The organism is Heliomicrobium undosum, assembly GCF_009877425.1.
Taxonomy (GTDB): Bacteria; Bacillota; Desulfitobacteriia; order Heliobacteriales; family Heliobacteriaceae; genus Heliomicrobium; species Heliomicrobium undosum.
Genome location: NZ_WXEY01000009.1, coordinates 69,389 through 84,195 on the forward strand (window position 1 = coordinate 69,389; position 14,807 = coordinate 84,195).

Below are 14,807 nucleotides of genomic sequence, written 5' to 3' on the forward strand. Positions count from 1 at the left end.
TATCCAAAGAATCGTGGTGGTCAAGGGTTGAAGCAGCGAAAAGTTCCCGTTGATGAAGCGCTCGGTATGGTCATCCCCCATGACCTGACCAAGATTGTTCGAGACGAGTATAAAGGTCCCGCCTTTCGCAAGGGGCATGTCATCAAACCGGAAGACATTCCTGAACTGCAAAAGATGGGCAAAGCTCATATCTTTGCACTCGAACTGGAGCCGGGCGAAATCCATGAAGATGACGCCGGACTCCGGATCGCCCAGGCGGCGGCGGGAAAGAATGTGCTGACTGGTGGTCCGAAAGAGAGCCGCGTCAATCTGACCAGCGCCGTCAGAGGGCTCCTGAAGGTGAACGTTGCGGCCTTGCTCGCCCTCAACGAGTTGGAGGACGTTGTCTTCTCTTGTTTGAGCAACCACACGCCTGTCGAAGCGGGTGAACTCTTAGCAGCGACCAAAGTGATCCCCCTAGTCGTTCCTGAGCAAACTGTTCTCGATGCCGAGACCCTCTGCGAAACCATGGGGAAGATTATTGAGGTTGTTCCCTATCAAGCGCCGAAAGCGGGAATTGTCGTCACCGGCGGAGAAGTGTACCATAAACGGATCAAGGATGCCTTTGGACCGGTGTTGCGGGAAAAGCTCCAATCCTATGGCGGTTCGGTCTTTCCCGTGGCCTACGCCCCCGACGAAGCCGGGGCGATTGCGGAGCAGATTGATCTGCTTGCCGATCAAGGGGCCGAATTGATCCTGGTCAGCGGCGGCATGTCTGTCGACCCGGACGATGTGACGCCCCAGGGGATCCGCCTGAGCGGCGCCAAGGTGGAAAAATACGGCGCGCCCGTTCTGCCGGGCGCCATGTTTCTACTCGCTTATAAGGGGGAAATCCCTATCATCGGCATGCCGGCCTGCGGCATGTACTTCCGGATCACCGTGCTGGACTTGGTCCTGCCGCGCCTTTTCGCCGGCGAGCGGCTCCGCCGCGCTGACATCATCGCCCTGAGTCACGGCGGGCTCTGCCGGAATTGTCCGGAATGCCGATACCCGAGGTGCAGCTTTGGGCAGGGCGGGATTCAGGGTTGATGAGTTTGAACCAGGAATAAAGCAAGGTTGAGCCAGTGAATGGCAGAGGGATAAAGATGGTTGATATGGTTTATAAGGATGTCCTCCAGACGTTGGAACAGGGCGAGGCTTGCGTCGTCCTCACCCTGATAAAAGAAAACGCGAAAAAGGGCTCTAGGGTTGCGGGAAAGCGCTTTTTGTCTTGTTCCGGGACAAGGGTTGCAATGGACGCTTGTATCCATGCGCTTTCGGTGACCCCGTTCGATCAGGCGAACGATCAGGTGAACGGGGTGGGGGATCCTGAGGTTGATCCGTTGTTCGCGCAGGAAGCCGTTACCCTCGTCGAGGCGTCCCTGCGATCAGGCAGGGTTGCGTCCAAAAGGGTCTCCTTAGAAGGCGAGGCGGCGCGGCTGCTCGCTGAACCTTTCTACCCCCCCGATGAGTTGGTCATCCTCGGCGGCGGTCATGTCTCCCAGGCACTTGTTCCCGTCGCCGTCATACTGGGCTACCGCGTCACCGTTGTGGATGATCGACCTGCTTTTGCCGCGCCGGAACGATTTCCTGGCGCGGCAAAGGTGATTTGCGACGATTTTGTCCGGGCAATTGAGGGGCTACACCTGCAACCCAGCTGTGCCGTCGCCATCATCACCCGAGGCCATCGCCACGATCTCCGCTGCCTGGAAGCGCTGGTCGGGAGGCAACTGGGGTATCTGGGCATGATCGGCAGCCGTCGCCGCGTTCAGTTGATCAAAGAACATCTGCGGTCTTCCGGCGTCTCCGAGGAAAAAATCGAGCGGGTTCAGATGCCGATCGGTCTGCCCATCGGGGCGCAGACGCCGGAGGAGATCGCCGTCAGCATCGCTGCCCAGTTGATCCAGGCGCGTAGAGGCGAGGGAGGCAGCGCCGGGATCACGGTCCAGGACATGGAACTGTTGCGGACCTTGGTCGATAGCGCCAAGCGAGGCATCCCGGCTGTCCTTGCCACTGTGGTGGAAGCGCGGGGGTCGACACCGCGCAAGGCCGGCGCCAAGCTCTTGGTTTTTCGTGACGGCCAGATGCGGGGGACCATCGGCGGGGGATGCATAGAGGCGGAGGCGCGGAGAGAGGCGCTCCTGCTTTTGGACGGAGGCGCTGCGGGGCTTTTTCGTTTTTCCTTAGATGACGATGCGGCGGCAGAAGAGGGGATGGCCTGCGGCGGGACCATGGAAGTCCTGCTGGAACTCGTGGCGACTGTTTGAGCAGGCGAGGGGAATCGAGAATATCTCTGGAACATAGAAGTGGTGGGGGCGGAGTCGAATGCAGAAAGAACGGGTGTTGATCAAAGGCGCGGGGGATCTGGCGAGCGGCGTCGCCAACCGGCTCTTCCAATGCGGTTTTGTCCCGATTATGACGGAATTGGCCGAACCGCTCGTCGTCCGGCGAACGGTGTCTTTTGCGGAAGCTGTATACCAGGGGGAGACGACGGTGGAGGGCGTGAAAGCCCTGCGGGTCAAAACCGCTGATGAGGCGATGGCCTGGCGGGAGCGGGGCGTCATTCCGGTGCTCGTTGATCCTGATGACCGTTCGCTGGAAAGCCTTAACCCCACCTATTATATAGAAGCGACGATACGGAAACGCAACGACGGTTTGACCATGGACAAGGCGCCCTTCGTGATCGCCCTGGGTCCGGGCTTTTGCGCCGGGAAGGATGTCCATGCCGTCGTTGAAACGAAACGCGGTCATGACCTTGGCCGGGTGATCTATGCGGGCTATGCCATTGCCGACACAGGCATACCGGGAGAAGTGGGCGGCTACCGCCAGGAGCGGCTGTTGCGCGCGCCTGTAGCGGGTGTTTTCTCCGCATGCCGTGAGATTGGCGACCAGGTCGCCGAAGGGGAGCCGGTGGGAACAGTGGAAGGTCAGCCGGTAAAAGCGCAAATCGCCGGCATCGTACGCGGTTTGGTCAAGGATGGCATCTCTGTCACCGCCGGATTGAAGATCGGTGATGTCGACCCCCGGCTGGAGAAGGCCTACTGCTATACCATCAGTGACAAAGCGCGGGCGATCGGAGGCGGCGTCTTGGAGGCGATGCTTCATTTAGCGATGCTTCGTAAAGCAACATAGAAAAGAACAGCAAGGTAAAAGCGTAGAACAGCGCGCGCTCAGCCGGTTCGAAGAAGGGGCAACAAACATTGGCCGAAGCAGATATGACAACCATCATCATGGTTCTCTCTCTCGTTTCTTTTTGCGCCGGCTTTATCGACAGCATCGCCGGGGGCGGCGGCCTGTTGTTGATGCCGGCGCTTTTGTTTGCCGGCATCCCGCCGCAATTGGTGTTGGGGACAAACAAGCTGGCGAGCACCATCGGAACCAGTTTTGCGCTGATCAATTTCGTGCGCAGCAAAGTGGTGGTCTGGCAAGTCGTTGCCACAGGGATCGGCTTTTCCCTCGTCGGCTCTTTCCTGGGATCAAAGACGATTCTTTTTTTCTCCAATGAGACAGTAGGGAAGATGATCGTCCTGTTGCTTCCCGCTGTGATGATCGCCACCATGATTCCGAGAAGGAAACGTGGATCCGCCGATGCCTTGTCGAAGCAATCCCTTTACGTGAAGGTTCCCCTTTTCTGTTTTTCCATCGGTTTTTATGACGGATTTCTCGGACCCGGAACCGGCAGTTTTTTGATCATGGCCTTTTACCTGTTTGTCGGCCTGGAACTCGTCCAGGCGTCGGCCACAGCCAAGGTGTTTAACCTGGCTTCCAATGCGAGTGCGCTGGTTGTTTTTCTCCTGGAAGGGAAAGTGTTGCTAACCCTCGGACTTCCGTTGGCCTTAGCGAATGTGGCCGGCAATTATATCGGCAGCACACTGGCCATTAAAAAAGGCGCCTCTTTGGTTCGCGCCTTTCTGATCTTGTCCTTCTGTGTCTTGTTTGTTTCGCTCTTATGGAAGTATTATTTGTCGTAGAAGTTATGTTTATTGGAAAAAGCATTGATAACAAACCCCGAAAGCATTAAAATAACATTAAACATTAATGCGATAGGGGGGCGATCACCATGGCCCTAATATTCCACTGGCGCGAAAAGCGGAAGTCCGTTACCCCAACGGGAACGATATCGTTGTATTTATATGGAAACAACTCATCGACGCCAACCCATCCGGTCATCATAAAAACAAACGGTGTCAACCCCGCCATCCCCCGCCCCAACGGCAGAAACCTCCCGGGAACCTCCTACTGCGCGGTCAAAAAATATGATCGAAGCGGGGGGGCATCCTAATCCCAGGAGGTGATGGCTTTCTTTGAACGATGGCTGGACCCGATGCTGCAGCGTGTGATCGAAGGACCGGCTCCGAAGGACTTCGTCGATGGCTCCGAAGGCTCTTCAGAAGACTCCTCACTGGAGATTTTCCGTTTCCTGGACCGCGTCTGCGATACTTTTTCCGGGTTCGACGTTCCCAGCGATGTCCAGCAAATGTTGGATGACGACCCAAGGGATTCGGATGCCAGCGTTCAGGCCGTTACGGACTTGTAGGAAAGCCGACAACCACCTACCTCCATGTGGCGATCCAACCGTCCAGGCTGGGTCGCCTTGTTTTGTTCTCCACTCCTTGGTTCCTCCTACGCTATTCTGGCTCAACCAGATCGGGGGCAAACTACCAGAAGAAGGAGGTTGTCTCAGATGGATATTCCCGCCGCATCCTGGCATCAGGCCATCGCCGTACGCCGGTCGCGCCGTCAATACACCGGTGAGCCCCTTGCTCCGGAAATGGAAAAGAAGCTTCGCGCCTTCGTTGACCGGTGGAACGGCACAGTCGAAGGCGCTCGGATCGTCTTCGTCGCTCGCGATCCGGACAAAGTGTTCAAAGGCGCCATTGGTTCCTACGGCAAGATCAAAGGTGCGCCTGTTTACGCCGCCTTCATCGGTAACATGGCTCACCCCAATGTCCAGGAGAACACGGGCTATCTCGGCGAGGGATTTATCCTGGAGGCGACGGCCATGGGACTGTCCACCTGCTGGGTCGGCGGCTTTTTTGACCCCAAGGCGGTGGCGGAGCAGATCGAACTGCGACCGCAGGAGCGGGTGCTGTCGGTGACCCCTATCGGATACGCGCCGAAGGAGTACAACTTCCTGGAAAAAATGATGGCCGGCATCTCTGCCGGCCATCAGCGAAAAGACGTGAGCCAACTGTGCAAAGAGCCGCTTGGCCCGGACAACCCAGCCTGGGTAAAAGCCGCGCTGGAGGCGGCCCGGCTTGCCCCGTCGGCGGTCAACCGGCAGCCATGGCGGTTCTCCGTGGATAACGACGGCATCACCGTATGGGTCGATGATCTCAAAGACACCTACCACATCGCCAAGCGCCTTGACTGCGGCATCGCCATGCTGCACCTGGAGGCCGGCGCACGCCAGTCCGACGTCAAGGGATCATGGGAATACCTGGAGTCGCCTGGCGTAGCCAAGTTTGTAACTGCTTAACTGTCCATAACGCCGACCGTCCGGAAACTGCGAACGGCATCCCAGGCTTCCTCGGCGCCGACAAGGCTGGTGTCAAAATACAGTTCATAGGCATGTCGACGTTCCTGGTCGATAAAATAGAAACGGCGCTCATAATGAACCGTAAAACGATTTTCCCCTAACACCGTTTTTCTCCTTGTGGTCGTCCAGTGAAACTCCTCCCGCAGACCTTCAGACCATAGCGGTGTTACCGTCTCCGCATCCCTCGGCAGCAGATCGCGGGCCGTCATCCCATCATTGAAATCGAGAAGGCGCAGCCCGCCCAGCGTTGCGTCATTTTTACGGAAGATGACTTCCGTTGGAGCGGGGGACGAGCCTGCGGTTGGTTGTTGATTCTCCTCAATAGCCGCCGCAGCGTCCTCCCTTTGGACCTTTTCGATGGTCCATCCGGCGGGCAGGGACAACTGGTAATCGATCGTCGCGAGGCGCTGCTTCGGGAAGGGTTCCACCACGTTGAAGTCGTCGGCGCGCCAGTGTCCATTCCCGTCCTTGATGAGGGTAACGGAGATAGCGACGGGGTAGATCCCGCCGGGCGCAGAGGTCCGGCTTGTGCCCTTCAGCAGATAGGTCTGGGAGTTGCCATCGGCGGAACCCTTCACATCTGCGACGGACAGGGTGTACAACCAGGGCGAGGATACGTCAAAACCCGCCAGCTTGCCCTTTACCATTTTCCCCTTGTCAGTCAGCCAAAGGTCGAGGGAAAACTGCCACTGCACTTGCGGCCCCGAAGGCGTCTCCAGTTCAGGCCGGGGGAGGGCGCCCGTATCCCGGGTCAACAGCGACGTAACGACCCTGGCCAGCGTTCCTTCCGGCGTGCTGTCGTCGCTGCGATTTTGCAGGTGAATCCAACTTCTGAGGTTGAACCAGGCGCTATCCAGGGAATCGGAAAGCTCATGGACGTCATCACGGGGGAGCATGCGCTCGGGGGAGATGACGGGGCGGACGACCGCAGTTTCCTGGGCTGTAGCAGCCAGCGCGGGTGTTCCTCCGAGCAGGCCGAAGGCGACCGCGACGATGGTTGTTCCTTTGAAAAGCATTCCTCTAACCATGAGCGCTCCCTCTCCTTATCCAAAGATGATTGCATACGAAGCCGTTCGCAGCACAAGTCTTCTATCATTTTGACGAATGAAACGTCTTTTCCGTTCCCAGGCTTCCATTTCATTCTTTTGCTCGGCTTCAACAAACATGATCTGCGGCAAGGCAACCGTTGATCAAGTGGCGAAAAGCTTCCGGAAACGGGGACTTCACGGAATCCCTGCCAGCATCATCGCCCGTCAAATTCTCATTTTAGTTTCGCTATGTAAGCAAAAAGACGTTTTAGCGTATTAATTTTTTGTAAAAAGAAATTGTAAGGTATTTATAATAAATAATCATCTTTTTCGCGGGAAAACAATCGGCTATGATTACGGTAGGGAGTTGAGTTGCTAGAGACTGCACGAACATTTTTGGAGGGAAAAGATGGTAACATTTCGCGAACTGGCTGAAGAAGGTGAATTTCTCAAACAGAGCATGATGTCGCCTCTGCCGGAAAAAGCGGTCATCAGGATCCTGCCGGTTGAGATCTGGGCGAGGAAGTGCATAAAGACCCTCAGACAGCGAATGCCGCAATCGACGACAATTCACTATTTCGCCAGTTTGGCGGCCACCCGCGAACCGAGCATGATCACCTTTGACAAGATGCTTTTCCTCATCGAGGGATTGGCGCTGACAGAGGATTTATTGAGTATTTTCGGCGAACCTTCGGATCCCTCTATTCACGATGTTCCCGGTCTCCCAGAAACAGAAGCCCCGGCCAAATTGACCCTTTGCCACAATTCCTGATCACAACGTTCCGAAGCGAGCAAACCCCTGCGCGGTCTTTGACGACTGCCCAGGGTTTTTTGTTGTCCCTTTGCAGCGATTTTCTCAACCCAGGCGTTGAACAGAGTCTCCTTCACTGAGCAAATCTGTTACAGGTGTTCTCCAGATCCGCTTGTCGAATCCTCCGCGATGATGTATCGTGTAATTACATAAAATGTCGAGGTGTTTTGAATGAAAAAACCTGTGCTCAGCGACTATGGTTTGTCCGAGAGCGAGATCCCTGCCATTGAAAAGAAGTTCAAGGACCGCAAGTGGGTGGAGATGGTGATCACCATTGTCCCCCTTGGCCTGATCTACGCTTTTTTCAACAGCGGCGTCATTCCGAGTGATAAGATGTTGATGATGGTCCCTGTCGGTTTTATCGTCGGCGCCGCCATCGCCGTCGGGGGAAAGTACTTCTACAATAACTGGTATGTAAAAAATAACCCCAAGCTTGTGGCGCTGGCCCGCTACAGAGCCGACTTGAGCGCCTACCAGTCTGAGACAGCGGAGCAATAGTAACCATAAGGGTGCTTGAATAAAAGCTCCCCCTGCGGCGGCAACCTAGGATGGAATCAAGCGGAAAGGATAGATGGCTCGATGATCCGCGTGCAATTCCGTGACGGTCTCGCCGTGCAGGGAGAAACCTATGAAGATGTGGTCCGGGGGATGCTGGAAAAGTCCTTCGAGAAGACGGACGAAAAAGACGTTCTGGAAGAGATGAAAAACTGGGCTGAGGCTCGAACGGGACAGCCCATCAAGTTCCAAGATAGCGAATCCTTCATCGAGGAACTGAAACGGGTGAACCTGATCCGTTCGGTTGAAAAAGAGCATTAAGCCTCCCATTTCAGGCCCATTCGTATCAAGCCCTTTCATGTCGTCCCCAGTTACCCATGAAGTTTCCCTCATCAGTTCTTCCCTCACTATGCTACATTAACGAGCAGCGCAAAAACGTACAATACGCATTTCCCCCCGGACGATATAATCCGATCAGAACGCGCAAGGCATTCCTTGACAGGACAAAGGTCCTTGGGAAAGGCCGAACGTCGATGAATGGATGACGGGGGGATTTTTGTGTCCATCAACGGATCGGGCGAGAAGGAATGGGGCAAACGGATTCACCTCCCCGGTATGGAGCGGTCGGGTGCTTCTTTGCCATGGAACCGCCATCCGGTCTACCCTGGAGTGGAGATGAAGCACCTGATTACCGCCCAAGACACGGAAGGAAAGTGCAGCGCCCACCTGGTCCGGGTGGCGCCCGGATCAGAGATCGTCGAGCACATCCACGCAGGCAAGTGGGAGTTGCACGAGGTCGTTGCCGGGAGCGGGATCTGTTTTATCGGCAACGAGGAAATCGCCTATGAAGCAGGAGTATGCGCGGTAATCCCCGAAGACCTTCCCCACAAGGTTCGGGCCGAAAAAGGGGAACTGATCATCCGGGCCACTTTCTTTCCTGCGCTCTGCTGAGGAGCGCTGAAACAGCGGGAGGGAGGGCTGCTACGCTTGGGTGGTGTGCAAGAGAAGAGGGAGAGCATCCAGCGTAGGCAGGGAAGTCTCTCGGTCACCCGCTTCCCTGGGAAAAATGGGATAGAGTTGATCGAAGCTACTGCCATCCGCCACAGTCTGCCGCGTCATTTTCACAGTGTCTACTGCATCGGTCTCATCCGAGAGGGGGCAAGGCGGTGCTTTTACCGGGGGAGCCACCATGTGTTCGGCGCGGGGCAGTTGTTCATCATTCCCCCCGGAGAAAGCCACACCTGCGAATCCTTCGAATCCCTCCCGTACAGCTACAGCATGTTCTGCATCGACCCTCGCGAATGGGAAGAATCCCTCCAACTGCTGGGTGAAGGGACGGGGCAGCAACTGCTGCGGCAACGTACAGCGGTGATTTCCACGCCGGTTTTTGAAGACAACCGGCTTTTTGTGTTGCTTATGGCACTGGCCGAAACGCTCCGCAACGGTCACGACGGTAGTCGGCAACTGGCAGCAGATAGCCTGTACGCCGAAGCAATGGTCCGGTTGCATACCACAGCGAGCCTTGAGCCGGCGCTGGCGCCGACGCCTGTTAGCTCCGGAGGAATAGGGGAACAAGATCGGTCTGCCGTCCAAGCAGTCAAAGAGTATCTGCAGGCCCATGCGGACGATTTTTCCAAAGATGAATCGAGCAACGTATCCGGTGAAGACCTCTCACGGATTACCGGATTGAGCGTCTATTATCTGAACCGCCTCTTTTCGCGGGAAGTGGGTATGCCGCCCCATGCCTACCATACGCAACTCCGGATCCGTCAAGCAAAACAGAAGCTAGCCCAAGGAAAAACGCCGTTGGAGGCGGCCTTGGAAACCGGCTTTTATGATCAGAGCCATTTTCATCGCTGCTTCGTAAAACTAGTCGGCATGACACCGGCCAGATACGCCGCCTCCCGTCGCGGCACCGTTTTATGAATGAAAAGCAGCGATTTAACCCAGCCTGTAGATAGGGGCGCGTTGCTCACACCTCATCATGATTATTGGCGTTCTAATCTTCGACTTCGTCTAAGCCCCTGAACAGGCTGAAAAGGAGCCGCTGAGTATGATACCGGTTGAACTTCGCGGTGTTGTCCGGGGCGTCATCCCCGCTGTTTTAACGCCTTTAAAAGATAATCAATCCATCGACTTCCACCGCCTCGGCGAGTATGTCGATTGGCTGATCAAAAAGGGCGTTCATGGACTCTTCCCCATGGGAACGAATGGGGAGGGGGTGCTATTTTCCACAGACGAACGCAAGGAGGCGGCGGAAACGGTGGTCGGCGCCGCCGGCGCCCGCGTCCCTGTCATCATCCATACAGGCGCGGCCAGCACCGGCGAGACCATCGCCCTGACCCGCCACGCCAAGCGGGTGGGCGCCTCCGCCGCCGCTGTGGTGGCGCCCTTTTTTCTTCCCCATGATGATGCGGCGTTGGAGGCACACTTTGTCGCCGTCGCCGAAGCGGTTCCTGATTTTCCGATCTTTCTCTACAACATCCCTGCCAATGCCGGTAATGACATTAAACCGAAGGTGGCCGCTGCTGTGGCGAGGCGCTGTGCCAATGTGGTCGGCATCAAGGACTCCAGCAAGGATCTCGGTCGCTTGCAAGAGTATATTGCCACCCTCGGCGAGGACTTTACCGTCGTCGTGGGCAGCGACGCGTTGATCTACCCGGCCCTGCTGGTCGGCGCCGCCGGTGTCGTCTCGGCCGTGGCCAACGTCTTTCCGGAAGCGGCCGTGGCCATCTATGAGGCCGTGCGAACAGGCGATTATGAGGAAGGCTTGCGCCGGCAAAATGAACTGAACCGGCTGCGGAAGGCCTTGAAGATCGGACCCTTTATCACCCCATACAAAAAAGCGCTGGAACGGCTCGGTTTTTCCATCGGCGGTCCCCGGGCGCCCTTGCGCGAGATGACTGCTGACGAAGAGCAGGCTATGGAAAAAGCGCTGCAGGCATTAAATCTGTTACCCTAGACACCCGGGTCGAAAGGCAGCCCGGGTGTCCTTTTTTTCGAGATTTTCCCCGAACAATAGTTTCTCAATGGTTTGTCAAATTTTCGTTTGTGCAAAAACCTATTAAGGATTATGATAAATGGGGGGAGCTATCAGACACGCAGGGAGTGTGATCGCATGGATGTCTGTCAATCACGAAAAGACAATCGGACAACCCCGTGCAGGATGACGACCCCCTGGACGCTTGAGGGATACCGAGGGCTGCCGGTGCTCGTGGTGGAAGATAACCCGATCAACATCAAGATGATTCGAACCCAACTGAAACAGTTGGGGATCGACATGATACATACGGCCGCCAACGGAGATGAGGCTGTGCAATTGGTTCGTCAAAACCACTACGGGCTGATCCTGATGGACTGCCAGATGCCGGTGATGGACGGATACAGCGCCACTGCCTTGATCCGGGCCTTTGAAGGACAGGAGACCCATACCCCGATCGTGGCTGTCACAGCCCACGCCCTTCCGGGGGACCGGGAGAAATGCCTCGAAGCGGGGATGGACGATTATATCAGCAAACCGGTCCGGCTGCAGCGATTGCTCGAAGCCTTGCAGTGCTGGCTGTCGCCGCAGCAAAATATCGACGCCGCCGTCGAAGAAAGCAGCGCGGCCCAAGAGCCGCCTGAGGGGGAAACAGCGTCTACTCCACAGCAGGGGTTAACAGCGCCTGAGGCTTTGACTGCTCGCGAACCGGCGCACGCAGCGCCGCCTGTCGATTTTGGCGTCATCCAGGGACTCCTTGGGGTAACCTTGGAGGAGTTGCCGCTCTTTTCTCACCTGTTCGTCCTCTTTTTTACCGAGTCCGGAGAAAAAATGGAGAAGATCCGCCTCGCCCTGGAGGCGAAAGATGTTGGGCAAGTCTGCGCTCTTTCCCATGCGTTGAAGTCGGCCAGCGGCAATGTGGGCGCCCTTGGTTTATCCCGGTTGTGCCGGGAGATGGAGATGCTATCGCGGAGCGGGGCCATGGACGGCCTGGCGCAGTTGTACGAACAGGCGGAAAAAGAGTACGAACGGGTCAAGGAGGCCCTGGAGCAATTTTTGTGACAGTGATTAGGGTAGTTTTTGAGGTAACCTGAATGACGAATGCCAGCGATATTTCGCCGCAGAGACGCTGCGGCTTTTTCTTTGCTCGCCGCTGAGGCTTTTCCGTAGAAAGCGCCTCTGAAACACAAGGGTAATCCGAAATGAGAGGCCGGAAAAGAAGGGAATCGAAAAAAGATGAAGAATCTATACACTTGACGATTTTTAAGAATTAATAGTCAATTGAGATGATCGGTCTATCGGCTTGCATCTACAAGGGACTCCTATCACATCGAAAGTGAACGTGATTACACGCGTCAATAAACCACAATCAATATGCCGCCATCGGAGGGAGTCCATGGAACGATATCCCGAATACCAACTGAGCGAGATCATCAATGTGGCCAAACTCCAGGAGATTCAGGATAAATTCACGGAAGCGACAGGGATCGCCGCCGTCATCGTCGACGGAGAAGGTCGACCGCTGACCAACCCGAGCAAATTCACCAAGTTTTGCATGCTTGTCCGTTCCACCCCGGAAGGTCTAAACCGCTGCATGTGTTCCGATTCCCGGGGCGGAAGAGCGGCTGTCCGGGGGCAAGGCGCCAACGTCTACCGTTGCCATGGCGGTCTGACCGACCTGGCGGCGCCGATTATCGTCAATGACCAGTACATGGGCGCCTTCCTGGCCGGCCAGGTGCGATTAAGTGAACGCGACTATGACGTCTTCGCCGATGTGCAGCGACGCATTGCCGACCTGGGGTATGATCTGGCGACGGTTGACGGGCTCCTCGCGGAAGTGGAGGAGATTCCGGAGAACCGGGTAAAAGCGGCGGCCGACCTGCTCTACATCATGACGAATTACATCGTCGAGATGGGCATGGCCAACATCGTCCAGCGGCGTTTAATGACCGAGATGAAGGAGAAGGCCGATCTGGAGAAGATGCTCCGCGAGGCCGAGATCAAAGCCTTGCAATCTCAGATCAACCCACACTTTTTATTCAACACCCTGAACACCATCGCTCGTCTGGCCCTTCTGGAAGGGGCTTCTCAAACCGAGGAGGTCGTCTACGCCCTATCTGATCTCTTGCGACACAACCTGCGCCATGATCGCCCCATGAGCGTGCTGCGGGAAGAGATCTCCTATATCCAGAGCTATCTCTCCATCCAGGCCGCCCGCTTCGGCGACCGGATCCGTTCCACCGTCAACGTTCCGGAAGACTTGCTCGATATCCAGATCCCTACGATGACCCTGCAGCCCTTGGTGGAAAACGCCATCATTCACGGTTTGGAACAAAAGACGGGCGGAGGCAAGATCGACATCGCCGCCGTCCGGGAAGAGGGGCGCGTCACCGTCACCATCGCCGACACCGGCGTCGGCGTCACGCCAGAGAAGATCGCCCAGATCTTCCGGGGCGAACGCTACACCCCCAGCGGCCATACGACCGGCTTGGGGATTTTAAACGTTCACCTGCGGCTTCAGCACTACTTCGGCCGCGAATGCGGCCTTGACATCACAGGCATCCCCGGCGAGGGAACGACAGTAGAAATCCACCTTCCCTCCCCTGCCAACGAGCCCTTGAATTGACGCCAGAAGGAGAGGGAGCCATGTGCACATTGTTGGTTGTCGATGACGAATCCTTGGAACGCCAGGCCATTCGCCAGATCATCAAGCGGGAAGAACTGCCGATGGAGGTGGTGGGGGAGGCGGCTTCCGGCGACGTTGCCGTCGAATTGGCTGAGACATTGAAACCGGATGTGGTTTTGCTTGACATCCGCATGCCTGGGCTCAACGGGATCGAAGTAATGAAGCGCCTGCGCGGTTTTTTGCCCGACTGCCGGATCATCATCCTCACCGCCTTTGATGAGTTCCAGTACGCCCGGGAAGCCGTCCAGTGGGGCGCTTTTAACTACCTGCTCAAACCGGTCCGTCCTTCTGAACTGGTGCGGGTGCTGGTCACTGCAGCCGAACAGGTACGGGAGGAGAAGCAACAGCGCGCCGAAGCAGAGCGCTTGCGCCAGCAGGCGAAGATGCAGGCCCAACAGGCCGCGCCGCTGCTCCGGCTGAATCTCTTCGCCGAATCGGTGCAGGTCAACCCCTCCGGTGTCCTCGTTTCCATGGAGCGTTCCCTGCTGGAAAAAATCCGCTGCGGCGAACGCCAGGAGGCCCAGACGGGGCTTAAGGCGCTTCTCGATGAAGCCCTGGAACGCTGGGACAGCCTCGAGATGGTAAAGACGTATCTTGTGGAACTGCTCATTCTGCTGTCCCGCTCCGCCATGGAAGGGGGCGCCCAATTAGACCGGCTTTCCCTCTCCGACAGGGAGCGCATCGAGGGCTTGCTCGCCTGCCGATCAAAAGAGGACTGCCGGGCCTGGACGGAGACGACCTTGGAGAGCCTCTTTGACAGCATGGTCGACAACCGCTCCAGCGCCAACCGCCGCTTGATCAACCGCGCCTGCGAGTTCATCAACGCCAACTGCCAGCGCAACCTGTCCTTAGAAGAGGTGGCCCGCTCGGCCCACCTAAGCCCCTACTACTTTAGCCGCATCTTCAAGACGGAAAAAGGCTGCAATTTCGTCGATTTTTTGACGAACGCCAGGATGGAAAAGGCCAAGAAATTGTTGACCGACACCGATTACAACCTGATCCAGATCGCCAGCCAGGTGGGGTATCAGGATTCGAGCTACTTCTGCCGCGTTTTTCGCAAGGAAACGGGCATGACGCCGAACCGTTACCGCAAGGAGATGCGGCGGGGGGGCGGGCCCCAGGCGATGACAAAATAGGCATCCGTAGGCGGTCAAATGTGTAAAGCAATCGTTTACAAAAAGACTAAACGATGGATCAGTGGGATAATATGCTATAATGAGAAGAGGATACTATGCCGATAGGAGAGCATG

The 14,807-nt window shown here is 56.5% G+C and carries 17 protein-coding genes; 15 read left to right on the forward strand and 2 right to left on the reverse strand.

All coding sequences use genetic code 11. The features are described from left to right. The first annotated feature begins 27 nt into the window (after positions 1 to 27). From GTO91_RS10065 to GTO91_RS10080, 4 genes are all read left to right on the forward strand, one after another. Positions 28 to 1,068 carry a molybdopterin-binding protein gene (locus GTO91_RS10065; protein ID WP_161258586.1) on the forward strand — a complete coding sequence of 347 codons (1,041 nt, stop codon included), beginning with the start codon at positions 28 to 30 and terminating at the stop codon, positions 1,066 to 1,068. A 260-nt stretch (positions 1,069 to 1,328) separates the two neighbouring features. Then, entirely contained in the window at positions 1,329 to 2,285 is a 957-nt protein-coding gene (locus GTO91_RS10070; protein WP_161258587.1) for an XdhC family protein, read from the forward strand. A 58-nt stretch (positions 2,286 to 2,343) separates the two neighbouring features. Further along, positions 2,344 to 3,150, forward strand: coding sequence for a selenium-dependent molybdenum cofactor biosynthesis protein YqeB (gene yqeB / locus GTO91_RS10075; RefSeq protein WP_161258588.1), 807 nt, complete (start codon positions 2,344 to 2,346; stop codon positions 3,148 to 3,150). Positions 3,151 to 3,218: 68 nt separating this feature from the next. Next, positions 3,219 to 3,989: a sulfite exporter TauE/SafE family protein gene (locus GTO91_RS10080; protein ID WP_235919480.1), complete on the forward strand. Its 771-nt coding sequence runs from the start codon at positions 3,219 to 3,221 to the stop codon at positions 3,987 to 3,989. A gap of 64 nt (positions 3,990 to 4,053) precedes the next feature. Here GTO91_RS10080 and GTO91_RS10085 read toward each other — a convergent pair whose 3' ends face one another. Next, positions 4,054 to 4,230, reverse strand: a complete 177-nt coding sequence (locus GTO91_RS10085) for a hypothetical protein (RefSeq protein ID WP_161258589.1) — start codon at positions 4,228 to 4,230, stop codon at positions 4,054 to 4,056. 82 nt (positions 4,231 to 4,312) lie between these two features. Between GTO91_RS10085 and GTO91_RS10090 the strand changes: the two genes are divergently transcribed. Beyond that, on the forward strand, positions 4,313 to 4,555 hold the full coding sequence (locus GTO91_RS10090; RefSeq protein WP_161258590.1) for a hypothetical protein: 243 nt from the start codon (positions 4,313 to 4,315) through the stop codon (positions 4,553 to 4,555). A 147-nt stretch (positions 4,556 to 4,702) separates the two neighbouring features. Beyond that, positions 4,703 to 5,497, forward strand: coding sequence for a nitroreductase family protein (locus GTO91_RS10095; protein WP_161258591.1), 795 nt, complete (start codon positions 4,703 to 4,705; stop codon positions 5,495 to 5,497). On the opposite strand, the gene GTO91_RS10100 is transcribed toward GTO91_RS10095, so the two are convergent. After that, positions 5,494 to 6,585 carry a hypothetical protein gene (locus tag GTO91_RS10100; RefSeq protein ID WP_161258592.1) on the reverse strand — a complete coding sequence of 364 codons (1,092 nt, stop codon included), beginning with the start codon at positions 6,583 to 6,585 and terminating at the stop codon, positions 5,494 to 5,496. The two genes, GTO91_RS10095 and GTO91_RS10100, sit on opposite strands and share 4 nt — an antisense overlap. A gap of 409 nt (positions 6,586 to 6,994) precedes the next feature. Here GTO91_RS10100 and GTO91_RS10105 point away from each other — a divergent pair, with 409 nt between their 5' ends. The 9 genes from GTO91_RS10105 (at position 6,995) to GTO91_RS10145 (ending at position 14,693) form a co-directional block, all read left to right on the forward strand. Next, positions 6,995 to 7,357, forward strand: coding sequence for a hypothetical protein (locus GTO91_RS10105; RefSeq protein ID WP_161258593.1), 363 nt, complete (start codon positions 6,995 to 6,997; stop codon positions 7,355 to 7,357). 210 nt (positions 7,358 to 7,567) lie between these two features. Continuing rightward, the gene (locus tag GTO91_RS10110; RefSeq protein WP_161258594.1) at positions 7,568 to 7,894 is read left to right on the forward strand and encodes a hypothetical protein; all 327 of its coding nucleotides are present in this window, start codon (positions 7,568 to 7,570) and stop codon (positions 7,892 to 7,894) included. Between the two features lie 81 nt (positions 7,895 to 7,975). Next, a complete protein-coding gene (locus tag GTO91_RS10115; protein ID WP_161258595.1) occupies positions 7,976 to 8,212 on the forward strand; it encodes a hypothetical protein in 237 nt (78 codons plus the stop codon). A 237-nt stretch (positions 8,213 to 8,449) separates the two neighbouring features. Continuing rightward, the gene (locus GTO91_RS10120) at positions 8,450 to 8,842 is read left to right on the forward strand and encodes a cupin domain-containing protein (RefSeq protein ID WP_161258596.1); all 393 of its coding nucleotides are present in this window, start codon (positions 8,450 to 8,452) and stop codon (positions 8,840 to 8,842) included. A gap of 45 nt (positions 8,843 to 8,887) precedes the next feature. Next, on the forward strand, positions 8,888 to 9,817 hold the full coding sequence (locus tag GTO91_RS10125) for an AraC family transcriptional regulator (protein WP_328793778.1): 930 nt from the start codon (positions 8,888 to 8,890) through the stop codon (positions 9,815 to 9,817). Positions 9,818 to 9,944: 127 nt separating this feature from the next. Next, positions 9,945 to 10,853 carry a 4-hydroxy-tetrahydrodipicolinate synthase gene (gene dapA / locus GTO91_RS10130; RefSeq protein ID WP_161258598.1) on the forward strand — a complete coding sequence of 303 codons (909 nt, stop codon included), beginning with the start codon at positions 9,945 to 9,947 and terminating at the stop codon, positions 10,851 to 10,853. Positions 10,854 to 11,009: 156 nt separating this feature from the next. Then, entirely contained in the window at positions 11,010 to 11,933 is a 924-nt protein-coding gene (locus GTO91_RS10135) for a response regulator (RefSeq protein ID WP_161258599.1), read from the forward strand. 334 nt (positions 11,934 to 12,267) lie between these two features. Continuing rightward, positions 12,268 to 13,497: a sensor histidine kinase gene (locus tag GTO91_RS10140; protein ID WP_161258600.1), complete on the forward strand. Its 1,230-nt coding sequence runs from the start codon at positions 12,268 to 12,270 to the stop codon at positions 13,495 to 13,497. A gap of 20 nt (positions 13,498 to 13,517) precedes the next feature. After that, positions 13,518 to 14,693, forward strand: coding sequence for a response regulator transcription factor (locus GTO91_RS10145; protein WP_161258601.1), 1,176 nt, complete (start codon positions 13,518 to 13,520; stop codon positions 14,691 to 14,693). Positions 14,694 to 14,807: the final 114 nt, after the last annotated feature.

Coding starts and splice junctions, on each gene's coding strand:
- yqeB (WP_161258588.1), top strand. CDS start 2,344: ATGCAGAAAGAACGGGTGTTGATCAAAGGCGCGGGGGATCTGGCGAGC.
- GTO91_RS10090 (WP_161258590.1), top strand. CDS start 4,313: ATGGCTTTCTTTGAACGATGGCTGGACCCGATGCTGCAGCGTGTGATC.
- GTO91_RS10095 (WP_161258591.1), top strand. CDS start 4,703: ATGGATATTCCCGCCGCATCCTGGCATCAGGCCATCGCCGTACGCCGG.
- GTO91_RS10100 (WP_161258592.1), bottom strand. CDS start 6,585: ATGGTTAGAGGAATGCTTTTCAAAGGAACAACCATCGTCGCGGTCGCC.
- GTO91_RS10105 (WP_161258593.1), top strand. CDS start 6,995: ATGGTAACATTTCGCGAACTGGCTGAAGAAGGTGAATTTCTCAAACAG.
- GTO91_RS10110 (WP_161258594.1), top strand. CDS start 7,568: ATGAAAAAACCTGTGCTCAGCGACTATGGTTTGTCCGAGAGCGAGATC.
- GTO91_RS10115 (WP_161258595.1), top strand. CDS start 7,976: ATGATCCGCGTGCAATTCCGTGACGGTCTCGCCGTGCAGGGAGAAACC.
- dapA (WP_161258598.1), top strand. CDS start 9,945: ATGATACCGGTTGAACTTCGCGGTGTTGTCCGGGGCGTCATCCCCGCT.
- GTO91_RS10135 (WP_161258599.1), top strand. CDS start 11,010: ATGGATGTCTGTCAATCACGAAAAGACAATCGGACAACCCCGTGCAGG.
- GTO91_RS10140 (WP_161258600.1), top strand. CDS start 12,268: ATGGAACGATATCCCGAATACCAACTGAGCGAGATCATCAATGTGGCC.
- GTO91_RS10145 (WP_161258601.1), top strand. CDS start 13,518: ATGTGCACATTGTTGGTTGTCGATGACGAATCCTTGGAACGCCAGGCC.